Here is an 18,262-nt window from a genome sequence, read left to right on the forward strand (position 1 = left end):
GTGTTGCACCGGGTGCGGCGCCGGTCCTACCGTGTCCCGGTCGTCCGGGAGGGCGCGGCGCCCGCCGCCGTGCCGGCCGCACGACCCGGACCTGCTGGAGGCCCTCATGCACTGCCCGTTCTGCCGCCACGCGGACTCGCGCGTCGTCGACTCCCGCACGTCGGACGACGGTCTGTCCATCCGCCGACGCCGGCAGTGCCCGCAGTGCAACCGCCGGTTCACGACGATCGAGACGGCCAGCCTCTCCGTGGTGAAGCGGTCCGGGGCCACGGAGCCGTTCAGCCGCGAGAAGATCGTGAACGGCGTCCGCAAGGCGTGCCAGGGCCGGCCGGTGAGCGAGGACGACCTCGCGCTGCTGGCGCAGCGGGTCGAGGAGACGCTGCGCGCGAGCGGGTCCGCGGAGCTGGACGCCTACGAGATCGGCCTCGCGATCCTCGGGCCGCTCCGCGACCTGGACGAGGTCGCGTACCTGCGCTTCGCGAGCGTCTACCAGGCCTTCAGCAGCCTGGACGACTTCGAGGCCGCGATCACGGTGCTGCGCGCCGAGAACGAGGTGGCGGACGCCGCGCGTGCCGCGGGGGCCGCCACGACCGGCGAGGGCGACGCCCCGGCCGTCTCCTGAGAGGGTCGGTGCGGCCGGCGGGGTGACCTCCGGCGCTGCGACGCCCGGCCCCGGTACCGGGCGTACTACGGTCGGTCGGGTGATCCCCACCGACCTCTCGCTCCTGCACGTCCCCGGAACCCCCGCGCTCGGTCCGGACGGCTCGTACGCCGTCGTCTCCCGCACCGCGCCCGACCTCGACCTCGACGAGTACACCGGCCAGCTCTGGCGGGTGCCGACGGACGGCTCGGGCGAGCCGGTCCGGCTCACCCGCGGCCACCGCGACACGGACCCCCGGGTGTCGCCGGACGGGCGGTGGGTCGCGTTCCTGCGCGCCGAGCCGAAGGGACGTCCCCAGCTGCACGTCGTCGAGGCGGCCGGCGGCGAGCCCGTGCGACTCACCGACGCGCCGCTGGGCGTGCAGACGTCCCGGTGGTCGCCGGACGGGTCCGCGCTCGCGTTCGTCGCGCGGGTGCCCGAGGAGGGCCGGTACGTCGCCGGCGAGGACGCCGGTGCCGAGCGGCCGCGGCACATCACGACGTTCCCGTACCGCAACGACGGCGTGGGCTTCACCCGGGACAAGCGGCGGCAGCTGTTCGTCGTGCCGGTGCCGGCCGACCTGCCGGGGCGCAGCACGCCGGCGGAGGGCGACGACGCGGTGCCGGCCCGCCGGGTCACGTCCGGGGAGCTGGACGTCGAGCAGGCCGAGTGGCTCCCCGACGGGCGCCACGTGGTGGTGGTGGCGGCACGCCACGCCTCGCGCGACGAGGACCTGCGCGCCGACGCCGTGGTGGTCGACACCGCGGAGGGTGCGGACGCGGCGCCGCGCGCGCTGACCGACGCGGACGCCGGCAGCACGCTGGCGGTCTCGGCCGCGCTGCCGTCGCCCGACGGGACGACGCTGTGGCTGCTCGCGCAGGACATGGGGACGTCCGGGAGGGACTTCGTCGCCCGGCAGACCGGCCTGTACCGGCTCGGCCTGACCGCGGGCGCGGACGGTGACGCCGGCCCCCGGGCGGACGGGCAGCCGCAGCGGCTGACCGACGAGGAGGCCGTGGACCTGGACCCCGGCACCTTCGCGGTCACGGCCGACGGCGTGCTGGCCGGGGTTCTCCACCGGGGGACGGTGCTGCTGCGCGAGCTGCGCGCCGACGGCTCCGCGCGCGACCTCGTGACCGGGGAGCTGGCGGTGCACGGCGTGGCGGCCGCACCGGGCGCGCCGGTCGCCGTGGTCGCCGCCGCAGGCCCGCTGACGTCCGGGGACCTGCACGCGGTCGACCTCGCGTCCGGTACCACCCGGGTGCTGACCGACTGGTCCGCGCCGCTGCGTGCGACCGGGCGCGTGCGCGCGCCGCGGGAGCTGACGACGACGGCGCCGGACGGCTACCCCGTCCACGGCTGGGTGGTCACGCCCGACCCCGAGCGGTTCGCCGGCCCGCACCCGACGATCCTCATGATCCACGGCGGCCCGTACGCGCAGTACACGGTCGGGCTGTTCGACGAGGTGCAGACGCTGGCGGAGGCCGGGTACGCCGTCGTGTACGGCAACCCGCGCGGCTCGGCGGGCTACGGCTCCGCCCACGGCTCGGCGATCCGGCACGCGTTCGGCACCGTCGACACCGACGACGTCCTGGCGCTGCTCGACGCCGCGCTGACCGACCCCGCGCTGGACGGCGGGCGCGTCGGCGTCATGGGCGGCTCGTACGGCGGCTACCTGACCGCCTGGCTCACGACGCGGACGGACCGGTTCGCCGCGGCGATCGTCGAGCGCGGGTTCCTCGACCCGGTGAGCTTCGTCGGCTCCAGCGACATCGGCTGGTTCTTCGGGCTCGAGTACCTCGGCGACGGTGACACGGACGAGGAGCGCGCCGCGGTGGCCGCGCAGTCGCCGATGGCGCACGTCGCGCGGGTCACGACGCCCACGCTGGTCATCCACTCCGAGCAGGACTGGCGGTGCCCCGTCGAGCAGGGTCAGCGCTGGTTCGTGGAGCTCAAGCGGCGCGGGGTCCCTGCCGAGCTGCTGCTGTTCCCGGGGGAGGGCCACGAGCTCACGCGGTCGGGCCGGCCGCAGCACCGGCTGGTGCGCTTCGAGCACGTGCTCGCCTGGTGGGCCGCGCGCCTGCCCGTCACCACGGCCTGACGGCCCGGCCGCCCGGCCGGAGCCCGCGAGGTCGTCACATCGGTCCGAGGTCGTCACGCCCACGTGACGACCTCGGCCAGGTGTGACGACCTCGCGCGGGGCGCTGGCGACATCGCGCGGGGTGCGGTGACCCCGCGCGGTCCGGTGAGCTCGCGCGCGGAGCGGCGGCGCCCTGTCGGGACGGGTGCCGGCGGTGCGGCCGGGTGTCAGGCCGGGGCGGCGGCCGCGAGCAGGTCGTCGCGGACCACGCGGCGCAGCACCTTCCCGATCTGCGAGCGCGGCAGGTCGGTGAGAATGACGATCTCGCGCGGGACGGCGTACCGCGCGAGCCGCTCGGCGCACCACTCGCGCACGGCCTGCAGCTCCACCTGGGCGTGCCCGAGCTCCATGACCACGGCGGCGACGACCTTCTCGCCCAGGTCCCCGCCCGGCAGGCCCACGACGGCGACGTCGCGCACACCGGGCATCGTGCGGAGCTTGTCCTCCACCTGCGACGGGTACACCTTGAACCCGCCGGTGACGATCATCTCCTTGATCCGGTCGACGAGGACGACGAACCCGTCGTCGTCGAGCCGCACGACGTCGCCCGTGCGGAGCCAGCCGCCCGGCAGCAGCTGCCCGGCGGTCTCGTCCGGCCGGCCCCAGTAGCCCTGGAACACCTGCGGCCCGCGGATCAGCAGCTCGCCCTGCTCGCCCGGCACCACCTCGCGGGTCGGGTCCTCCTGGTCGACGACGCGGACGTCGGTGCTCGGGAACGGCAGCCCGAGGGCCCCGGGCCGGCGGGCGGGGGACAGGGGTGAGCCGAGCGCGACGGGGGAGGTCTCGGTCATCCCGTAGCCCTCGATGACGAGGCCACCGGTGAGCCGCTCCCACCGGGCGGCGGTCTGCGGCGACAGCGACATCGCGCCCGAGATCGCGTACCGGAACGACGTGAGGTCCGCGGACCGTGCCTCGGCGGCCGCGGCGAGGCGGTCGAGCATCGGGGGGACGGCCGGCAGGAACGTGCCGGGCCGGCGGCGCTGGGCCGCGAGGACGGCCTCGGGGTCGAACTTCGGGAACACCACGAGCGTCGCGCCGACGCGGGTGGCGTAGGTGAGGCAGAGCGTGAGGCCGAAGGCGTGGAAGAACGGCAGGACGCCGTAGATCGTCTCGGTGCCCGGCTCCGCGCCCGTCCACGCCTGGCCCTGCACCGTGTTGGCGACCAGGTTGCGGTGGGTGAGCACCGCGCCCTTCGGGGTGCCCGTCGTGCCGCCGGTGTACTGCAGCAGCGCGACGTCGTCGGCCGTGGGCAGCGGGTGCGAGGACGGCAGCGGCGAGGCCGCCGCGACCAGGCGGTGCCACACGGGCGTGCCGGCCGGCGGGGTGGCCCGCAGCGCGTCGCGGGTCCGGCGGGCCGCCGGCAGGGGGAGCCGCAGCGCGAGGCGCTTGGCGGCGGGCAGGTCGGCGGACACGTCGACGGCGACGACGGTCCGCACGTCGGTGCCGGGCCGGGCCTCGAGCGCCGCGGCGACGGCCTTCTCCCAGACCAGCGCGACGGTGGCGCCGGAGTCGGCGAGCTGGTGGCCGAGCTCGGCGGCGGTGTACGTGGGGTTGTGCTCGACGACGACGGCGCCGAGGCGGAGCGTGGCGTAGAACGCGACGACGTGCGAGGCGCAGTTCGGGAGCGCGATCGCGACGCGGTCGCCGGCGCGGACCCCGAGGTCGTGCAGGGCACCGGCGGCGCGGGCCACCTGGTCGGCGAGCTGGGCGTACGTGGTGGTCGCGCCGAGGAAGTCGAGTGCGACGCGCTCCGGCCAGGTGGCGGCGGAACGCTCCAGGGCTGCCGTCAGCGGCTCGTCGGGCACGGTCACCTCCGGGGGGACCCCGGGGGCGTAGGAGGCGTGCCACGGACGGGAGAAGTCGCTCACGAGCACACCGTAACCTACGCAGCCGTAAGTTACGCGGGCGTAGCCTCAGGCAACCGTGGATTCACAGGTTCGACGACCGCGAGCCCCACAGGTTGATGCCCGCGTCCACGGCGTGCCGGTCGATCTCCGCGACCTCCTCGGCCGTCAGCGCGGGCCCGCGGACCGCGGCGAGGTTCTCCTCGAGCTGCTGCGGCGTGCGTGCGCCGAGCGCCACCGACGTCACCCGGGGGTCCCGCAGCACCCACGCGATGGCGAGCTGCGCCAGCGACTGCCCGCGGGCGTCGGCCACGGCCGCCAGCGCCCGGACGCGCGCCAGGTTCTCGTCGCTGAGGTACTCGGGCCGCAGCGGGCCGCCCCGGGCCGCCCGGGAGTCCTCGGGCACACCGCCCAGGTACTTCCGCGTGAGCATCCCCTGCGCGAGCGGCGAGAAGGCGACGACCCCGAGGCCGGCGTCACCGGCGACGTCGAGCAGGCTGCGCCCGCCGGCGGCGTCGTCGGGCTGCTCGACCCAGCGGTTCAGCATCGAGTACGACGGCTGGTGCAGCGCCAGCGGCAGCCCGATGCCGTCCGCGACCGCCAGGGCCTCCCGCGTGCGGCGGGCGGAGTACGACGAGATGCCGGCGTAGCGCGCCCGCCCCGAGTCGACGGCGGTCTTGAGCGCCCCGATCGTCTCCTCCAGCGGAGTCGCCGGGTCGAACCGGTGGCTGTAGAACACGTCGACGTGGTCGACGCCGAGCCGGCGCAGCGACTGGTCCAGCGACGCGAGCAGGTACTTGCGGGACCCGAACTCCCCGTACGGCCCGGGCCACTGCCGGTAGCCGGCCTTCGTCGCGAGCAGCAGCTCGTCGCGGTAGGGCGCGAGGTCCGTGGCGAGCAGCCGGCCGACGGACTCCTCAGCGGCGCCGGGCGGGGGACCGTAGTTGTTCGCGAGGTCCAGGTGCACGACGCCGAGGTCGAACGCCCGCAGCACGAGCGCGCGCTGGTCGGCGAACGGCGTGCCGTCGCCGAAGTTCTGCCACAGCCCGAGCGTCACCGCGGGCAGGTCGAGCCCCGTGCGGCCGGCGCGGCGCAGGGGGAGGCGGTCGTGGCGCTCGGGGTCGGCGAGGTGCATGCCCCCGACCGTAGCGGCGCCCGCCTCAGTCGACGACGCGCAGGCGGATCGTCTCCGGCCGCGACCGCAGCGCCGCCACGACGTCGGGCTCCACGGCGACGGCGTCCGTCACCACGTAGCCGACCTCGCCGCGGGTCGCGAGCAGCTGGCCCTCAATGTTGGCACCGTGCTCGGCGAGCGTCTGGTTGACGGCCGCCAGCACCCCGGGGACGTTGCGGTGCAGGTACGTGAGGCGGTGCACCCCGGGCCGGTGCTCGAGGGTGAGGTTCGGCAGGTTGACGCTGAGCATCGTGGTGCCGGTGTTCATGAAGTCGCGCAGCTTGTTCGACACGAACTGGCCGATCGCCTCCTGCGCCTCCTCCGTCGAGCCGCCCGTGTGCGGGGTGAGGATGACGTTCGGCAGGCCGCGCAGCTCGGACTCGAACGGGTCGCCCTTGCGCTTCGGCTCCACCGGGAACACGTCGACGGCGGCGCCCGCGACGTGGCCCGACAGCACCGCGTCGCGCAGCGCGCCGTAGTCGACGACGAACCCGCGGGACAGGTTGAGGAACACGGCCCCGGGGCGCATCCGCGCGAACTGCTTCGCGCCGAACAGCCCGGCGTTCCCGCTGCGGCCGTCGACGTGCAGCGTGACGATGTCGGCGACGTCCAGCAGCTCGTCGAGCGTCTCCGCGCGCCGCGCGTTGCCGAGCGCGAGCTTCTCCGCGGTGTCGTAGAACACGACCGACATGCCGAGGTTCTCCGCCAGCACGGACAGCTGCGTGCCGATGTTGCCGTAGCCCACGATGCCGAGCGTGCGGCCGCGGACCTCGTGCGCGCCGTCCGCCGACTTGTTCCAGACGCCGTCGTGCATCGACCGGTCGAGCACCGTGAGGCGCCGGGTCAGCGCGATGATGTCCGCCAGTGCGATCTCGACCACGGACCGCGTGTTGGAGAAGGGCGCGTTGAAGACCGCGACGCCGCGGGACGCCGCGGCGTGCAGGTCGATCTGGTTGGTGCCGATGCAGTACGCCCCGATGGAGACGAGGTCGGACGCCGCGTCGAGCACGGCCTCCGTCACCTGCGTCTTGGAGCGGATGCCGAGCAGGTGCACGCCCTGGAGGGCCTCCACCAGCTCGGACTCGTCGAGCGCGCCGGAGCGCGTCACGACCTCGTAGCCGGCGGACTCCAGGATGGTCCGGGCCTGGGGGTGCAGGTTCTCGAGCAGCAGGGCGCGTGGCACGGACCCTATGGTGCGCCTCGGCGTCGCACGCTCCAAGCCGGTCCCGGTCCTCGGACACGCACCCGGGTCCCCGGCCCCGCCCGCCGTGGGGCGGGCGGGGGTCTCAGGCCTCCCAGCCGGCGGGCAGCGGGAGCGCGTGCACGACCCGCAGCGCCTGCGTCGGGCGCGTCATCGCGACGTACAGGTCCCCGGCCCCGCCCTTGAGCACGTCCGCCGGCTCGACGAGCACCACGACGTCGAACTCCAGGCCCTTGGCCTGCGTCGGCGTCATCAGGGTCAGCGGCGCGTCGAGGTCCGGTGAGCCCGCGCGGGTGGCGCCCGCCCCGGGGAGCGCGGCGGCGAGCGCCGGCAGCGCCTCGGGGGCCGCGATGACGGCGACCCGCCCGGCGCCCGACGCGTCGCGCACGTCGGCGAGGGCCTCGGCCGCGTGGCGCGCGACCGCCTCGGCGACGCCGCCGGCCTCCACCTGCTCGGTGCGCAGCGCGTCGTCGACGTCGCGGGCGGACGTCGCGGGCGTCAGCGGCAGCCCCGCGGCGCGCCCGACGCGCTCGGCCGCCACCGCCACGGATGCGGGCGTGCGGTAGTTGACGGTGAGCTCGGCCAGGCGCCAGCCGCCCGCGAGCAGGCGGTCGAACGTGGCCGCCCAGTCGCGGGTGCCCGCGGCCGTCGACGTCTGCGCCACGTCGCCGACCACCGTCAGGGACCGGGTGGGCACGCGGCGCAGCACCATCCGCCACGCCATCGGCGACAGCTCCTGGGCCTCGTCGACGACCACGTGGCCGTACGTCCACGTGCGGTCCGCCGCGGCGCGCTCCGCCGTGGTCAGCGCCGGGCCGGTGGCCGCGAACCGGTCGGCGAGCAGCTCCGCCGAGACCAGGCCGCCGCCGGACTGCTCGAGCACCTGCCGGGCGTAGTCGAGCTCCTGCGCGCGCTGCGCGGCGTCGTGCTTGGCCTGCGCCCGCGCCGCCTGGTCGTCCTCGCCGAGCAGCTCGGCCGCCTCGTCGAGCAGCGGGACGTCCGCGGCCGTCCACGGGGCGTCCGGCTCGCGCAGCAGCGCCGCGCGCTCGTGCGCGGACAGCTCCGGGGCCGCCGCGTCGAGCCGCGCCGGGCGGCTCAGCAGGGCCGACACCAGACCCTGGGGCGTCAGCGGCATCCACGCCAGGTTGAGCGCCACCCGGATCTCCCGGGTGGTGCGCAGCTCCTCGATGATCTCGCCGCGCTCGTCCGGGGCCACGGACCAGCCGAGCTGGCTCACGTACTGCTCGGCCAGCCGGCCCAGCATGTCCCGGACGAACGTGACCCGCGCCTGGTTGTGCGGGCGGTGGCCGCGGCGGGCGTGCGCGATCGCCGACCGCACGTCGGACGGCCGCACCACGACGGTCCGGCCGTCGATCGTCACGGACGTCGGCCGGTCGGGGACCCGCTGCCGCTGCCGGACGGCGCGCTCCACGATCCGGCGCCACACGAGGCGGCCCTTGATCTCGGCGACGGCGTCGTCCTCCTCGCCGGCTGCCACGACGCCCGGGAACAGCTCGGCGACCGTCGTGGACACCACGCCGGTCTCGCCGAGCGAGGGCAGCACCTGGTCGATGTAGCGCAGGAACGTGCGGCTCGGCCCCAGCAGCAGCACGCCTGAGCGCTCGAGCGTGCGGCGGTGCGCGTAGAGGAGGTAGGCGGCGCGGTGCAGCGCGACCGCGGTCTTGCCGGTGCCGGGACCGCCCTGCACGACCAGCGCGCCGGCGAGCTCCGCGCGGATGATCGCGTCCTGCTCGGCCTGGATCGTCGCGACGATGTCGCCCATCCGCCCGGTGCGGCGCGCGGCGAGGGCGGCGAGCAGGGCGCCCTCGCCCGACAGCGCCCCCAGGCGCTCGGCCGCGCCGTCGTCCGCGAGGACCGCGAGGTCGAGCACCTCGTCCTCGAGGCCGGTCACGCGGCGGCCGCGCGTCACCAGGTGGCGGCGCTGCACGACGCCGTCGGGCTGCGCGGACGTCGCCCGGTAGAACGACTGCGCCGCCGGCGCGCGCCAGTCGGTCAGCATCGACGCGTGCTCGTCGTCGTTGAGCCCGATGCGGCCGATGTAGCGCCGGCCGCCCTCGGCGAGGTCCAGCCGGCCGAACGCGAGCCGGTCCTCCACGGCCTCCAGGCGCGCGAGCCGGTCCTCGTACAGCGTCGCGAACGCGTCCCGCTCGGAGCGGTTCTGCGGCGAGCCCGATGGCCCGACGCGCCGCACCTCCGCGAGGCGCTGCCGCGTCTGGTCCCGCAGCTCGTCGAGCCGCGCGTAGAGCCGGTCGACGACGTCCTGCTCGGCGGCCAGCTGCGCCTCGATCCCGGTCACCGGTGCTCCCGTCCGTCGTCCCTCTGCGCCGTCCTCGGTCCCGCCCCGCACGGTCGTCGCGCGCACGCCGTGCACGCCCGCGCGACGGGTTCCCGGCGCGAGCGGCCGTCCATTATCCGCCATCGGGGAGGTCGCGTGTCACCGGCGACCGGGGGACGTGCGAGGACCGGCCCCGCGGGACGGCGGCGTTCGCCCGTGGCGGACGCGGGGCGTGGGAGGCGTGCGCGGGAAGCAAGCGCCGCCGCACGCTGTTGACGTGCACGGAGGGCTGTCGACCCCGACGCCCGGCAGACGTCATCCAGGAGGACCCATGCTGGACCCGAGCGAGATCTACGCCGTCGACCCGGCGGTCGCCGCCGAGGTCGAGGCGCGGAGCGCCGGCGGCAGCGGGCCGGTGCTCGTGCACGCCGTCCGCGGCTTCGTCGACGCCGGCGGCGCCGGCCGGCTGGCCGCGGAGCACCTCACCGAGCAGCTCCCCACGGAGCGGCTGGTCACGTTCGACGTCGACCAGCTGCTCGACTACCGCTCCCGGCGCCCGACCGTGACGTTCGAGGGCGACCACTGGGGCGAGTACGACGAGCCGGAGCTCGCGGTCGACCTGGTGCGCGACAGCGGCGGCGTGCCGTTCCTGCTGCTGCACGGCGTCGAGCCGGACGTGCAGTGGGAGCGCTACGTGGCCGCCGTGCGGCAGATCGTCGAGCGCTTCGACGTGCCCCTGACCGTCGGCCTGCACGGCATCCCGATGGGCATCCCGCACACCCGGCCGATGTCGGTCACCGCGCACGCGAACCGCCCCGAGCTCGTCGCGGGCCACCCGTCGTGGTTCGGCACGGTCCAGGTGCCCGCCGACGCGAGCTCCCTGCTGGAGATCCGGCTGGGGCAGAGCGGGCACGACGCCATGGGCTTCGCGGTCCACGTGCCGCACTACCTCGCGCAGTCGCCGTACCCGCAGGCGTCGATCACGGCGCTCGAGCACGTGCAGCGCGCGGCCGGGCTGGAGATCGACCTCGGCGCCCTGGTCGAGTCGGCCGAGGAGACGCGGCTCGAGGTCGAGCGCCAGGTGGCCGAGTCCGAGGAGGTCGCGGCGGTCGTCCACGCGCTCGAGCAGCAGTACGACGCGTTCACGCGGAACATCGGCCGACCGAGCCTGCTGGCCGAGAGCGCCGAGCTCCCCACCGCCGACGAGCTCGGCGAGGAGTTCGAGCGGTTCCTCGCGGAGCAGCGCGGGGACGGCACCGGCCTGTAGGCGCCCGGCGCGCGCCCGTCCGGGACGGGCCCCGCAGCACGGCAGAATGGTCCGACGTGACCTCCGACCGCCGCGCCCTCGTCGTCTGGGGCGTGGCGGTCGTCGCGTACGTGGTCGCGGTGATGAACCGGTCGTCGTTCGGTGTCGCGACGATCGAGGTCACCGAGCTGTACGGCGTGTCGTCCGCGCTGCTCGCGACGATGGCCGTCGCACAGCTGGTGGTCTACGCGCTGCTCCAGGTGCCCGTGGGCGTGCTGCTCGACCGCTACGGGCCGCGTGTGCTGGTCGCGACCGGCGCCGGCGTCATGGCGCTCGGGCAGGCGGTGCTCGCGCTCGCCCCGTCGGCGGGCCTGGTGCTGGCCGGCCGCGTGCTCGTCGGCGCGGGGGACGCGCTGACCTTCGTCTCGGTCGTGCGCCTGGTCCCCGCGTGGTTCGCCGTGCACCGGGTCCCCCTGATGACGCAGCTCACGGGCAGCCTGGGCCAGGTCGGGCAGGTGCTGTCCGCGGTCCCGCTCGTGGCGCTGCTGCACGCGCAGGGGTGGCGGACGACGTTCCTGTCGGTCGCCGCGGTGGGTGTCGTCGCCTGCGTGGCGGTGCTGGCCGTCGTGCGCGACGCCCCCGCGCCGGCGGCGGAGCCCGCGGACCGTGGCGGGCGGCGCGTCGGCCTGCTGAAGCGCCGGCGTGCGGCACGGACGAGGCCGCCCCGGCAGCCGGGCGCCCTGCGGGCGGTGCTGCGCGACCCGGGGGCCCGGCTGGCGTTCTGGATGCACTTCTCCGGGCAGTTCAGCAACCACGTCGTCGTGCTGCTGTGGGGCTACGCCTTCTTCGTGGAGGGCCAGGGCAGGACGCCGGGGGAGGCGAGCGCCCTGCTCACCGTCAACGTGGTCGCCGCGGTCGTCGCGGGGCCGCTCGTGGGGCTGCTGGTCGGTCGGCACCCCCGCGCCCGCACCCCGCTGGCGGTCGGCACCCTCGTCGCGGTCGGCGTGGCGTGGCTGGCGGTGGCGGTGCCGTCGCGCCCCGTCCCGCTGGGCGTGCTCGTCGTGTTCGTGGTGGTGGTCGCGGTCGGCGGCCCGACGTCGCTCGTGGCGTTCGACGTCGCCCGGTCCTGCACGCCGCCCGCGCGCCTCGGCACGGCCACCGGCTTCGTCAACACCGGGGGCTTCGTCGGCGCGCTGGCGACCATGCTGGTGGTCGGCGTGGTGCTCGACCGCGTCGGCGGCGAGGTGCGGGACCTCGAGGCGTTCCGCGCGGCGTTCGCGTGGGTCGCGCTGCCGTGGGCCGTGGGGATGCTGGGCATGCTGCTGGGCCGCGGCCCGGCCCGTCGCGCGCACCCCGGCCTGGCGGTCTAGCGGGGTCCGTCCCGGACGCCGACCACCCGGTCGGTGTGAGCATCTCGTGATCGGACCGTGACCGGATCGTTGTCGAGGAGGGGCCTCGGGCCGGGGAAGAACCATGGCGCGGCGCTGACCTGCGTGAGAGGATCGGCGTGTTGCAGTGACGTACTGACGCTTGACCGGCGCCGCCGGGAGGACCCCCCGGGGTCGCCCGCACGGCACCTTCCAGCCATCCGGCTGGTCCACCCGGTGCAGGACGCGGGATAGGCATTGCGGCACGGCGCGGGGCACGAGGTCCCGCACCGTCACCGGATGGACAGAAGGACAAGAACATGGCACAGGGTGCTGTCAAGTGGTTCAACGCTGAGAAGGGCTACGGCTTCATCGCCCAGGACGGCGGCGGCGCCGACGTCTTCGTCCACTACTCGGCCATCGACTCCCAGGGCTACCGGAGCCTCGACGAGGGTCAGCGCGTGGAGTTCGAGATCACGCAGGGCCCGAAGGGCCCGCAGGCGGAGAAGGTCCGCCCGCTCTGACCCACGAGGTCCGGTCCGGCCGGGCGGGCTGACGCCCGCGCGGACGACCTGACGACGAGGCCGCACCCCCGAGCGGGGTGCGGCCTCGTCGTGCGTGGGGGACCGGCTACAGGTCCACGCCCGGCTCCGGCTCGACCTCCGGGGCCGCGTCCCGCAGCGGGGCCGCCCGCCCGGTGAACGCCCGGAGCTCGTCGCCGTGCAGGAGGCGCGCGGGCACGGGGAGCGACCGCAGCTCCCGCGCGAGGCCGGGGTCGGCGAGCAGGTCCGGGTCGTCGGTCGCGGCGAGCACGACGTTCCCGTACCGGCGGCCCCGCAGGACCGCCGGCTCGGCGACCGCCGCGACGTGGCGGAACCCCGTCGCGAGGGTCGCGGCCTCCGCGCGGACGAGCGTGAGCGGGGGGCGGTCGGCGCAGTTCACCAGGTACAGGCCGCCCGGCCGCAGCACCCGCACCACCTCCTGCACCACCTCCTGCGTGGTCAGGTGCGCCGGGGTCCGGTCGCCGGCGAACACGTCGCGCACGACCACGTCCGCACCGGCCGCGGGCAGGGTGGCCAGCTCGGCCCGGGCGTCGCCCGCCCGGAGGCGCAGCGCGGGGGAGCGCGGCAGGTCGAACCAGTCGCGCACGAGGGCGACGAGCACCGGGTCGAGGTCGACGGCCACCTGCCGGGCGCCCGGGAAGCGGGCGTCCACCCACCGTGCCAGCGCGCAGCCCGCGGCGCCGAGGTGCACCGCCCGCACCGGCCCGGTGCCCGCCGGGAGGCGGTCCAGCACCGCCGCCATCTGCTGCATGTACTCGAACTCGAGGCGGGACGGGTCGGCCAGGTCCAGGTGCGAGCTCGGCACGCCGTTGACGAGCAGCGTGACCGCGTCGGGGTCGTCGGGCGAGCGCACGAGCTCGGCGGTGCCGGTCGCGATCGGCACCGGCCCGACCGGCCAGGCGTCCGCGCCACCCCGGCGCGCGGACCGTGTCGGTGGTCGGTGCGAGGCTGAGGTCGTCCGGGCGGGTCGTCCGGGGCCGCCGGACCTGCCGGAGCGGTCGCGGGAGGCCATCCGGACACGGTACGGGTTGACGCGTTCGAACAGGTGTTCGATACTGGGTGGGTCGAGAGAAGGAGGTGCGCGATGCCGGTCAGGACCCTTCGTGCCCCGCGGGGTGCGGCGCCGGGGCTCTCGGGCCGCACGGCCGAGCTCCTCCAGCGCGCGGACGCCGAGCTCGTGGCCGCGCAGTTCTCGACCGAGCCGTGGGAGCAGTTCACGCACGCGCACCTCGCCGCCCTCCGTGCCGGCGCCGCCGTGCTGGCCGAGCGCCAGCCGCTGTCGGGTCGCCGCGCACCGCGCACGGTGTGGGAGCTGCTCGACGGCGTCGCTCCGGAGCTCGGCCGCTGGACGGGCTACTTCGCGGCCGGCGCCGGCCTGCGCGCCGCGGTGGACGCCGGCCGGTTCGACGCGGTGAGCGCCGAGCGCGCGGAGCAGGTGCTGTGCCACGCGGAGGACTTCCTCGACATCGTGCGCGCCCAGCTCGAGGACGCCGCTGCCGTCGGTGAGGCGCGCGCCGGATGAGCCGGGGCCCGCGGTCCCAGGACGCGCGGCGGGACTGGGGCACCGAGGAGGACGGCTGCTCGATCCTGCATGTCGACATGGACGCGTTCTTCGCGTCGGTGGAGCTCGCCCGGCGTCCGCACCTCCGTGGCCGTCCGGTGGTGGTCGGGGGCTCCGAGCGGTCGGTGGTGCTGGCCGCCACGTACGAGGCGCGCGCGTTCGGGGTCCACTCCGCCATGCCCATGTCGGCCGCCCTGCGGCTGTGCCCGCAGGCGGTCGTCGTCCCGCCGGACCACCAGGCGTACCGGGCGGTCTCCGAGGGTGTCATGGCGATCCTGCGGGACGTCACCTCGCTCGTCGAGCAGGTGAGCGTGGACGAGGCGTTCCTCGACGTCGGCGGCGCCCGGCGGCGGCTCGGCAACCCCACCCGCATCGCGGCGCTCATCCGGGAGCGCGTCCGCGCCGAGTACGGCATCACCTGCTCGGTCGGGGTCGCCGCCACCAAGTTCGTGGCGAAGCTGGCGTCCGGTCACGCCAAGCCCGACGGCGTGCTCCTCGTGCCGAAGGCGGCGACCGTGGCGTTCCTGCGGGTGCTGCCCGTCGGTGCGCTGTGGGGGGTCGGTGACCGGACGGCCGCGTCGCTGGAGCGCTGGGGGATCCGCACCGTCGCCGAGCTCGCGGACAGCGACGTCGCGACGGTGCAGCGCGCCGTCGGGCGGGTGGCCGGCGCGCACCTGCACGACCTCGCGTGGGGGCGGGACCCCCGCCCGGTCCGCCCGGGCCGGGAGGAGAAGAGCGTCGGGGCGGAGGAGACGTTCGCCGCCGACGTCGCGGACGTGCGGGTGGTCGAGAGCAAGGCGCTGGAGCTCGCCGACCGGTGCGCGGGCCGGCTCCGGGCGCAGCACCTCGCGGCGCGGACCGTCGCGATCAAGGTGCGCACCGCCGACTTCCGGACGCTGACGCGCTCGCGCACGCTGCCCCAGCCGACCGACGTCGGGCGGGAGATCTACCTGGCGGCGCGGGACCTGCTCGCGGGGGTCGACCTGGGCGGTCTCCCCGTGCGGCTGATCGGCGTGCGGGCGGAGGGGCTGGTCCCGGCCGAGGACGTCGTGCGGCAGCCGACGCTCGAGGAGGCGGTGGCGGAGAACTCCGACGCCCGGCGCGAGGCGGAGCGCGCGATGGACCTCGTCCGGGAGCGCTTCGGACGGTCGGCGATCGGCGCGGGCACGCCGGCGGTCGGGCGTTCGGCGCGCACCGAGAAGGCCGCGGACGTGACGCCGGACGGGCTCGCCCCCGAGATGTCGTCCGCGTCACGGGTGAGGCGGGCCTCTCCGACTACCGACTTCCGCGAACGGCATCTATCCTGACGTGAAGAAGTCCCGACGGCGGAGCACGGGGGGTTGGAATGCCTCTCTCCGAGTACGAGCAACGTGTACTGGAGCAGATGGAGCGTCAGCTCACGTCTGACGATCCCCGGCTCGCGAACACGCTCACCTCGCGTGGGCGGAAGCCGGTCCTGCGGTACGTCCTGGGCGGCATCGGTGCCGTCGCCGGGCTGCTGCTGCTGGTGGGTGGTGCCGCCGCGTCCGAGGTCTGGCTCGGGGTGCTCGGCTTCGTCGTGATGTTCGCGTCCGTGGCGATCGCGTTCACCCGACCGCGCCGCAGCAGCGCCGCCGGCCCGACCGGCGTCGTCCGGCCCGACGGCAGCACGGCGCCGCGGCCCGCGCCGCGCAAGAAGGGCTTCATGAACCGCATGGAGGACCGCTGGGACCGTCGGCGGGACCAGGGCCGCTGACGCCCTCGCACCCGTCGCTGCGACGTGGTGCGGCCCGGTGGTGCCGTCGCGCGCGCATGACCAGCGGTCGCGTCGGCTGCTGACGTCGCCTCCTGCTGACGTCGCCTCCTGCTGACGTCGCGGGCTGCTCCCGTTGCGTCCTGTTGGCGTTGCGGGCTGCTCCCCGTCGCCGGCTGCTGACGTCGCCGCCTGCCGCCGTCGCCGGCTGCTGACGTCGCCGCCTGCCGCCGTCGCCGTCGCCGGCCGCTCAGCCCCGCGCGGGCAGCGGGTCGCCCGGCGCCTCCGGCCGGCTCCCCGTGCTGACGTCCGTCAGCACCTCCGCGAGCCACGCCTGCAGCTCGGCGGGCGCCGGCAGGCCGGGCTCCGGGGCGTAGCGCTCCCGCTCGACCGCGGTGGCGAGCGCGGCGAGCGCCTGCTCCGCCTCGGGGGACAGCGGGCGACCGCGGCGCTCCACCACCTGGTCGCGGACCGCCGCGGCGGCCTGCCGGGGCGTGTGCGCGTCGGACCACCCGACGCCCGCGCGCCGCAGGCGGTCCCGCAGCCGTCGCCACGCCGCCTCGGGGGTGAGGCGGGAGCCCTGCTGCTGCCGCCGGCGCAGCGCGATGCCGCCCAGCACCCCGGCGGCGACGAGCACGAGCACACCGAGCGTGATGAGCGGGGCGGGGGTGCCGTCGGCGGTCGTCACCCCCGGGAGGCCGCCGCCGCTGCTCGACGCGGTGGACGTCGTGGTCGGGGTCGGGGCGGTGCTCGGTCGCGCGGTGCCGGTGGTCGGGGCGGCGTCCGGCGTGGTGGCGCTGAAGGGGTTGCTCCACGCGGGGGGAGGGCCGGTCTGGACGGCGGGGGTGGGCTCGAACCGCACCCAGCCGGTTCCGGGGAAGTACAGCTCCGGCCACGCGTGGGCGTCGGCGCCCGTGACCCGGTACGAGCGGTCCGACCCGAGGTCGCCCGGCAGGAACCCGACGCCGAGGCGGGCCGGGATGTCGAGCGTGCGGGCGAGCACGGTCATCGCGGTGGCGAACTGGACGCAGTACCCCCGCCGGCTCTGCAGGAAGTCCCACACGGCGTCGTCGCTGGTGCCGGCCTCGACGGACGTGTCGTACCGGAACTGCGTGCCGTCGCGGAAGTACGACTGCAGCGCGAGGGCCCGGTCGTAGGCGGTTCCCGCGCCGGCGGTGATCTCCGCGGCGAGGTCCCGCAGGTCCTGCTCGTGCTCCGTGCCGGGGACGGCGAGGTAGGCGTCGGCGCCGTCCGGGAGGTCGCCCGTGGCGGCACGCAGCAGGTCCGCGTCGAGCGCCGGCACCTCGACGACCATGTCGTACCGGGTGCCCGCCTGCGTCCGGTCCTGGCCGACGACCTCGTCCCGCGCGGCGTCGTAGGACCAGCGGCCGTCGATCGCGACGGTGCGGGGGAACGTGCTCACCGGCAGGCGCTGCTCCCGCAGAGCCCCCACCTGGACGTCGACGGAGACGAGGGTGCCGCGCGCCGGGTCGGGCGCGGCGCCCACGAGGCCCGGCGTGGAGGACAGCAGCCCCGCCCGGTCCCAGTCCGTGAGCTCCGCGCCGGGGTCACGCTGCCAGGACCGGCCGTCGAAGTCGCGCAGGGTGAACGAGCGCAGCGGTCCGACGAGCCCGGCGGTGGCGGCGGGGCGGCCGTCGGCCTCGGGGTCGACCGCCTCGACGGTGTAGCGCAGCACCACCTGCGAGGACTGCTCGCGCAGGCTGTCGCGCAGGTCCAGGTCGTCGGCGAGACGCACCGGCCCGACCGCGCCGGTGCCGACGTCGGGCAGGTCGAGCCACGACCAGGCGGGCACGGCCGCCACGACGGGTCCGGCCGCGAGCGTGACGACGACCAGGCCCGCGGCGCCGGCGAGGACCGTGGCGGCGCGCCGTCCTCCGCGGTCGCGGCTGACCGGTGGCTGTGCGAGCGCGAGCAGGACCAGGTAGAGGAACCCGGTCGCGGCGAGCGCCGCGGTGCTGCCGGGGAAGCCCAGGACGACGGCGGGCGTCCACACCGCGACGAGGGCCAGCCCGGTGAGCGCGGGCATGCCGCACCCGACGGCGAGCAGGTCCGCGGCGAGGAACACCAGGACGGCGGCGCCGACGATCAGCAGCTCGACGGGTGGGGGCACCGGCATCGGCACCACGGACACCTCGATGAGCTGGGCGGCCTGCGTGCCGAGCTGCCCCGCCCGTTCGAGGGTGCCGGGTCCGACGAGCAGGGCGTTGCCACCGGGCGGCGTCGCGTACCAGGCGAGCAGCGCGTACGCCGAGACGATCAGCGCGACCGTGGACGGCAGCCACGACGACCGGCTGACCGTGCGCACGCCGAGCACCACGAGCGCGGCGCCGGCGACGGCGAGCACGGCGTGCAGCGCCCAGGTGCTCCCGGCGAGCAGGCCCGACAGCGCGCCGAGCGCGGTGCCCGTCGCCGCCGCCACCACGGCCGTCGCGACGGGTGAGCGCCAGCCCCGCCGGAGCGCGCTGCCGCTCACGGCT

At 76.2% G+C, this 18,262-nt stretch carries 14 protein-coding genes; 8 read left to right on the plus strand and 6 right to left on the minus strand.

Annotated features, from left to right (window positions below; all coding sequences use genetic code 11):
- The first annotated feature begins 106 nt into the window (after positions 1–106).
- Positions 107–622, plus strand: coding sequence for a transcriptional regulator NrdR (gene nrdR, locus AAHH18_RS15055; RefSeq protein WP_343302175.1), 516 nt, complete (start codon positions 107–109; stop codon positions 620–622).
- Positions 623–701: 79 nt separating this feature from the next.
- Positions 702–2,741, plus strand: coding sequence for a S9 family peptidase (locus tag AAHH18_RS15060; protein WP_343302159.1), 2,040 nt, complete (start codon positions 702–704; stop codon positions 2,739–2,741).
- A gap of 206 nt (positions 2,742–2,947) precedes the next feature.
- Here AAHH18_RS15060 and AAHH18_RS15065 read toward each other — a convergent pair whose 3' ends face one another.
- The 4 genes from AAHH18_RS15065 to AAHH18_RS15080 all read right to left on the minus strand — a co-directional run bounded on the left by AAHH18_RS15065 (position 2,948) and on the right by AAHH18_RS15080 (position 9,316).
- A complete protein-coding gene (locus AAHH18_RS15065) occupies positions 2,948–4,648 on the minus strand; it encodes an AMP-binding protein (RefSeq protein WP_343302160.1) in 1,701 nt (566 codons plus the stop codon).
- Positions 4,649–4,709: 61 nt separating this feature from the next.
- Positions 4,710–5,759 carry an aldo/keto reductase gene (locus tag AAHH18_RS15070; RefSeq protein ID WP_343302161.1) on the minus strand — a complete coding sequence of 350 codons (1,050 nt, stop codon included), beginning with the start codon at positions 5,757–5,759 and terminating at the stop codon, positions 4,710–4,712.
- A gap of 25 nt (positions 5,760–5,784) precedes the next feature.
- Positions 5,785–6,981 (minus strand): phosphoglycerate dehydrogenase, encoded by a 1,197-nt coding sequence (gene serA / locus AAHH18_RS15075; RefSeq protein WP_283320040.1) that lies wholly within the window; start codon positions 6,979–6,981, stop codon positions 5,785–5,787.
- A 103-nt stretch (positions 6,982–7,084) separates the two neighbouring features.
- Positions 7,085–9,316: a HelD family protein gene (locus tag AAHH18_RS15080; RefSeq protein WP_343302162.1), complete on the minus strand. Its 2,232-nt coding sequence runs from the start codon at positions 9,314–9,316 to the stop codon at positions 7,085–7,087.
- Between the two features lie 310 nt (positions 9,317–9,626).
- Here AAHH18_RS15080 and AAHH18_RS15085 point away from each other — a divergent pair, with 310 nt between their 5' ends.
- The 3 genes from AAHH18_RS15085 to AAHH18_RS15095 all read left to right on the plus strand — a co-directional run bounded on the left by AAHH18_RS15085 (position 9,627) and on the right by AAHH18_RS15095 (position 12,432).
- A complete protein-coding gene (locus AAHH18_RS15085; protein ID WP_283320042.1) occupies positions 9,627–10,562 on the plus strand; it encodes a proteasome assembly chaperone family protein in 936 nt (311 codons plus the stop codon).
- A gap of 56 nt (positions 10,563–10,618) precedes the next feature.
- Positions 10,619–11,911, plus strand: a complete 1,293-nt coding sequence (locus AAHH18_RS15090; RefSeq protein ID WP_343302163.1) for an MFS transporter — start codon at positions 10,619–10,621, stop codon at positions 11,909–11,911.
- A gap of 317 nt (positions 11,912–12,228) precedes the next feature.
- The gene (locus AAHH18_RS15095) at positions 12,229–12,432 is read left to right on the plus strand and encodes a cold-shock protein (protein WP_146952335.1); all 204 of its coding nucleotides are present in this window, start codon (positions 12,229–12,231) and stop codon (positions 12,430–12,432) included.
- 106 nt (positions 12,433–12,538) lie between these two features.
- Here the strand turns inward: AAHH18_RS15095 and AAHH18_RS15100 are convergent, their stop codons facing one another.
- Entirely contained in the window at positions 12,539–13,354 is an 816-nt protein-coding gene (locus tag AAHH18_RS15100; RefSeq protein WP_343302164.1) for a spermidine synthase, read from the minus strand.
- A gap of 201 nt (positions 13,355–13,555) precedes the next feature.
- On the opposite strand from AAHH18_RS15100, the gene AAHH18_RS15105 reads away from it, so the two are divergent.
- From AAHH18_RS15105 to AAHH18_RS15115, 3 genes are read left to right on the plus strand one after another with little or no spacing between them, the layout of a single operon-like run.
- Positions 13,556–13,993 (plus strand): SAV_6107 family HEPN domain-containing protein, encoded by a 438-nt coding sequence (locus AAHH18_RS15105; protein WP_222169670.1) that lies wholly within the window; start codon positions 13,556–13,558, stop codon positions 13,991–13,993.
- Positions 13,990–15,339 carry a DNA polymerase IV gene (gene dinB / locus AAHH18_RS15110; RefSeq protein ID WP_283320045.1) on the plus strand — a complete coding sequence of 450 codons (1,350 nt, stop codon included), beginning with the start codon at positions 13,990–13,992 and terminating at the stop codon, positions 15,337–15,339. The genes AAHH18_RS15105 and dinB overlap by 4 nt, the downstream gene beginning before the upstream one ends.
- A 38-nt stretch (positions 15,340–15,377) precedes the next feature.
- Positions 15,378–15,767 carry a DUF3040 domain-containing protein gene (locus tag AAHH18_RS15115; protein ID WP_283320046.1) on the plus strand — a complete coding sequence of 130 codons (390 nt, stop codon included), beginning with the start codon at positions 15,378–15,380 and terminating at the stop codon, positions 15,765–15,767.
- Between the two features lie 247 nt (positions 15,768–16,014).
- Here AAHH18_RS15115 and AAHH18_RS15120 read toward each other — a convergent pair whose 3' ends face one another.
- Positions 16,015–18,258: a DUF3488 and transglutaminase-like domain-containing protein gene (locus AAHH18_RS15120; RefSeq protein ID WP_343302165.1), complete on the minus strand. Its 2,244-nt coding sequence runs from the start codon at positions 18,256–18,258 to the stop codon at positions 16,015–16,017.
- Between the last annotated feature and the right edge of the window lie 4 nt (positions 18,259–18,262).

It is taken from the genome of Cellulomonas olei (assembly GCF_039548315.1).
Lineage (GTDB): Bacteria > Actinomycetota > Actinomycetes > Actinomycetales > Cellulomonadaceae > Cellulomonas.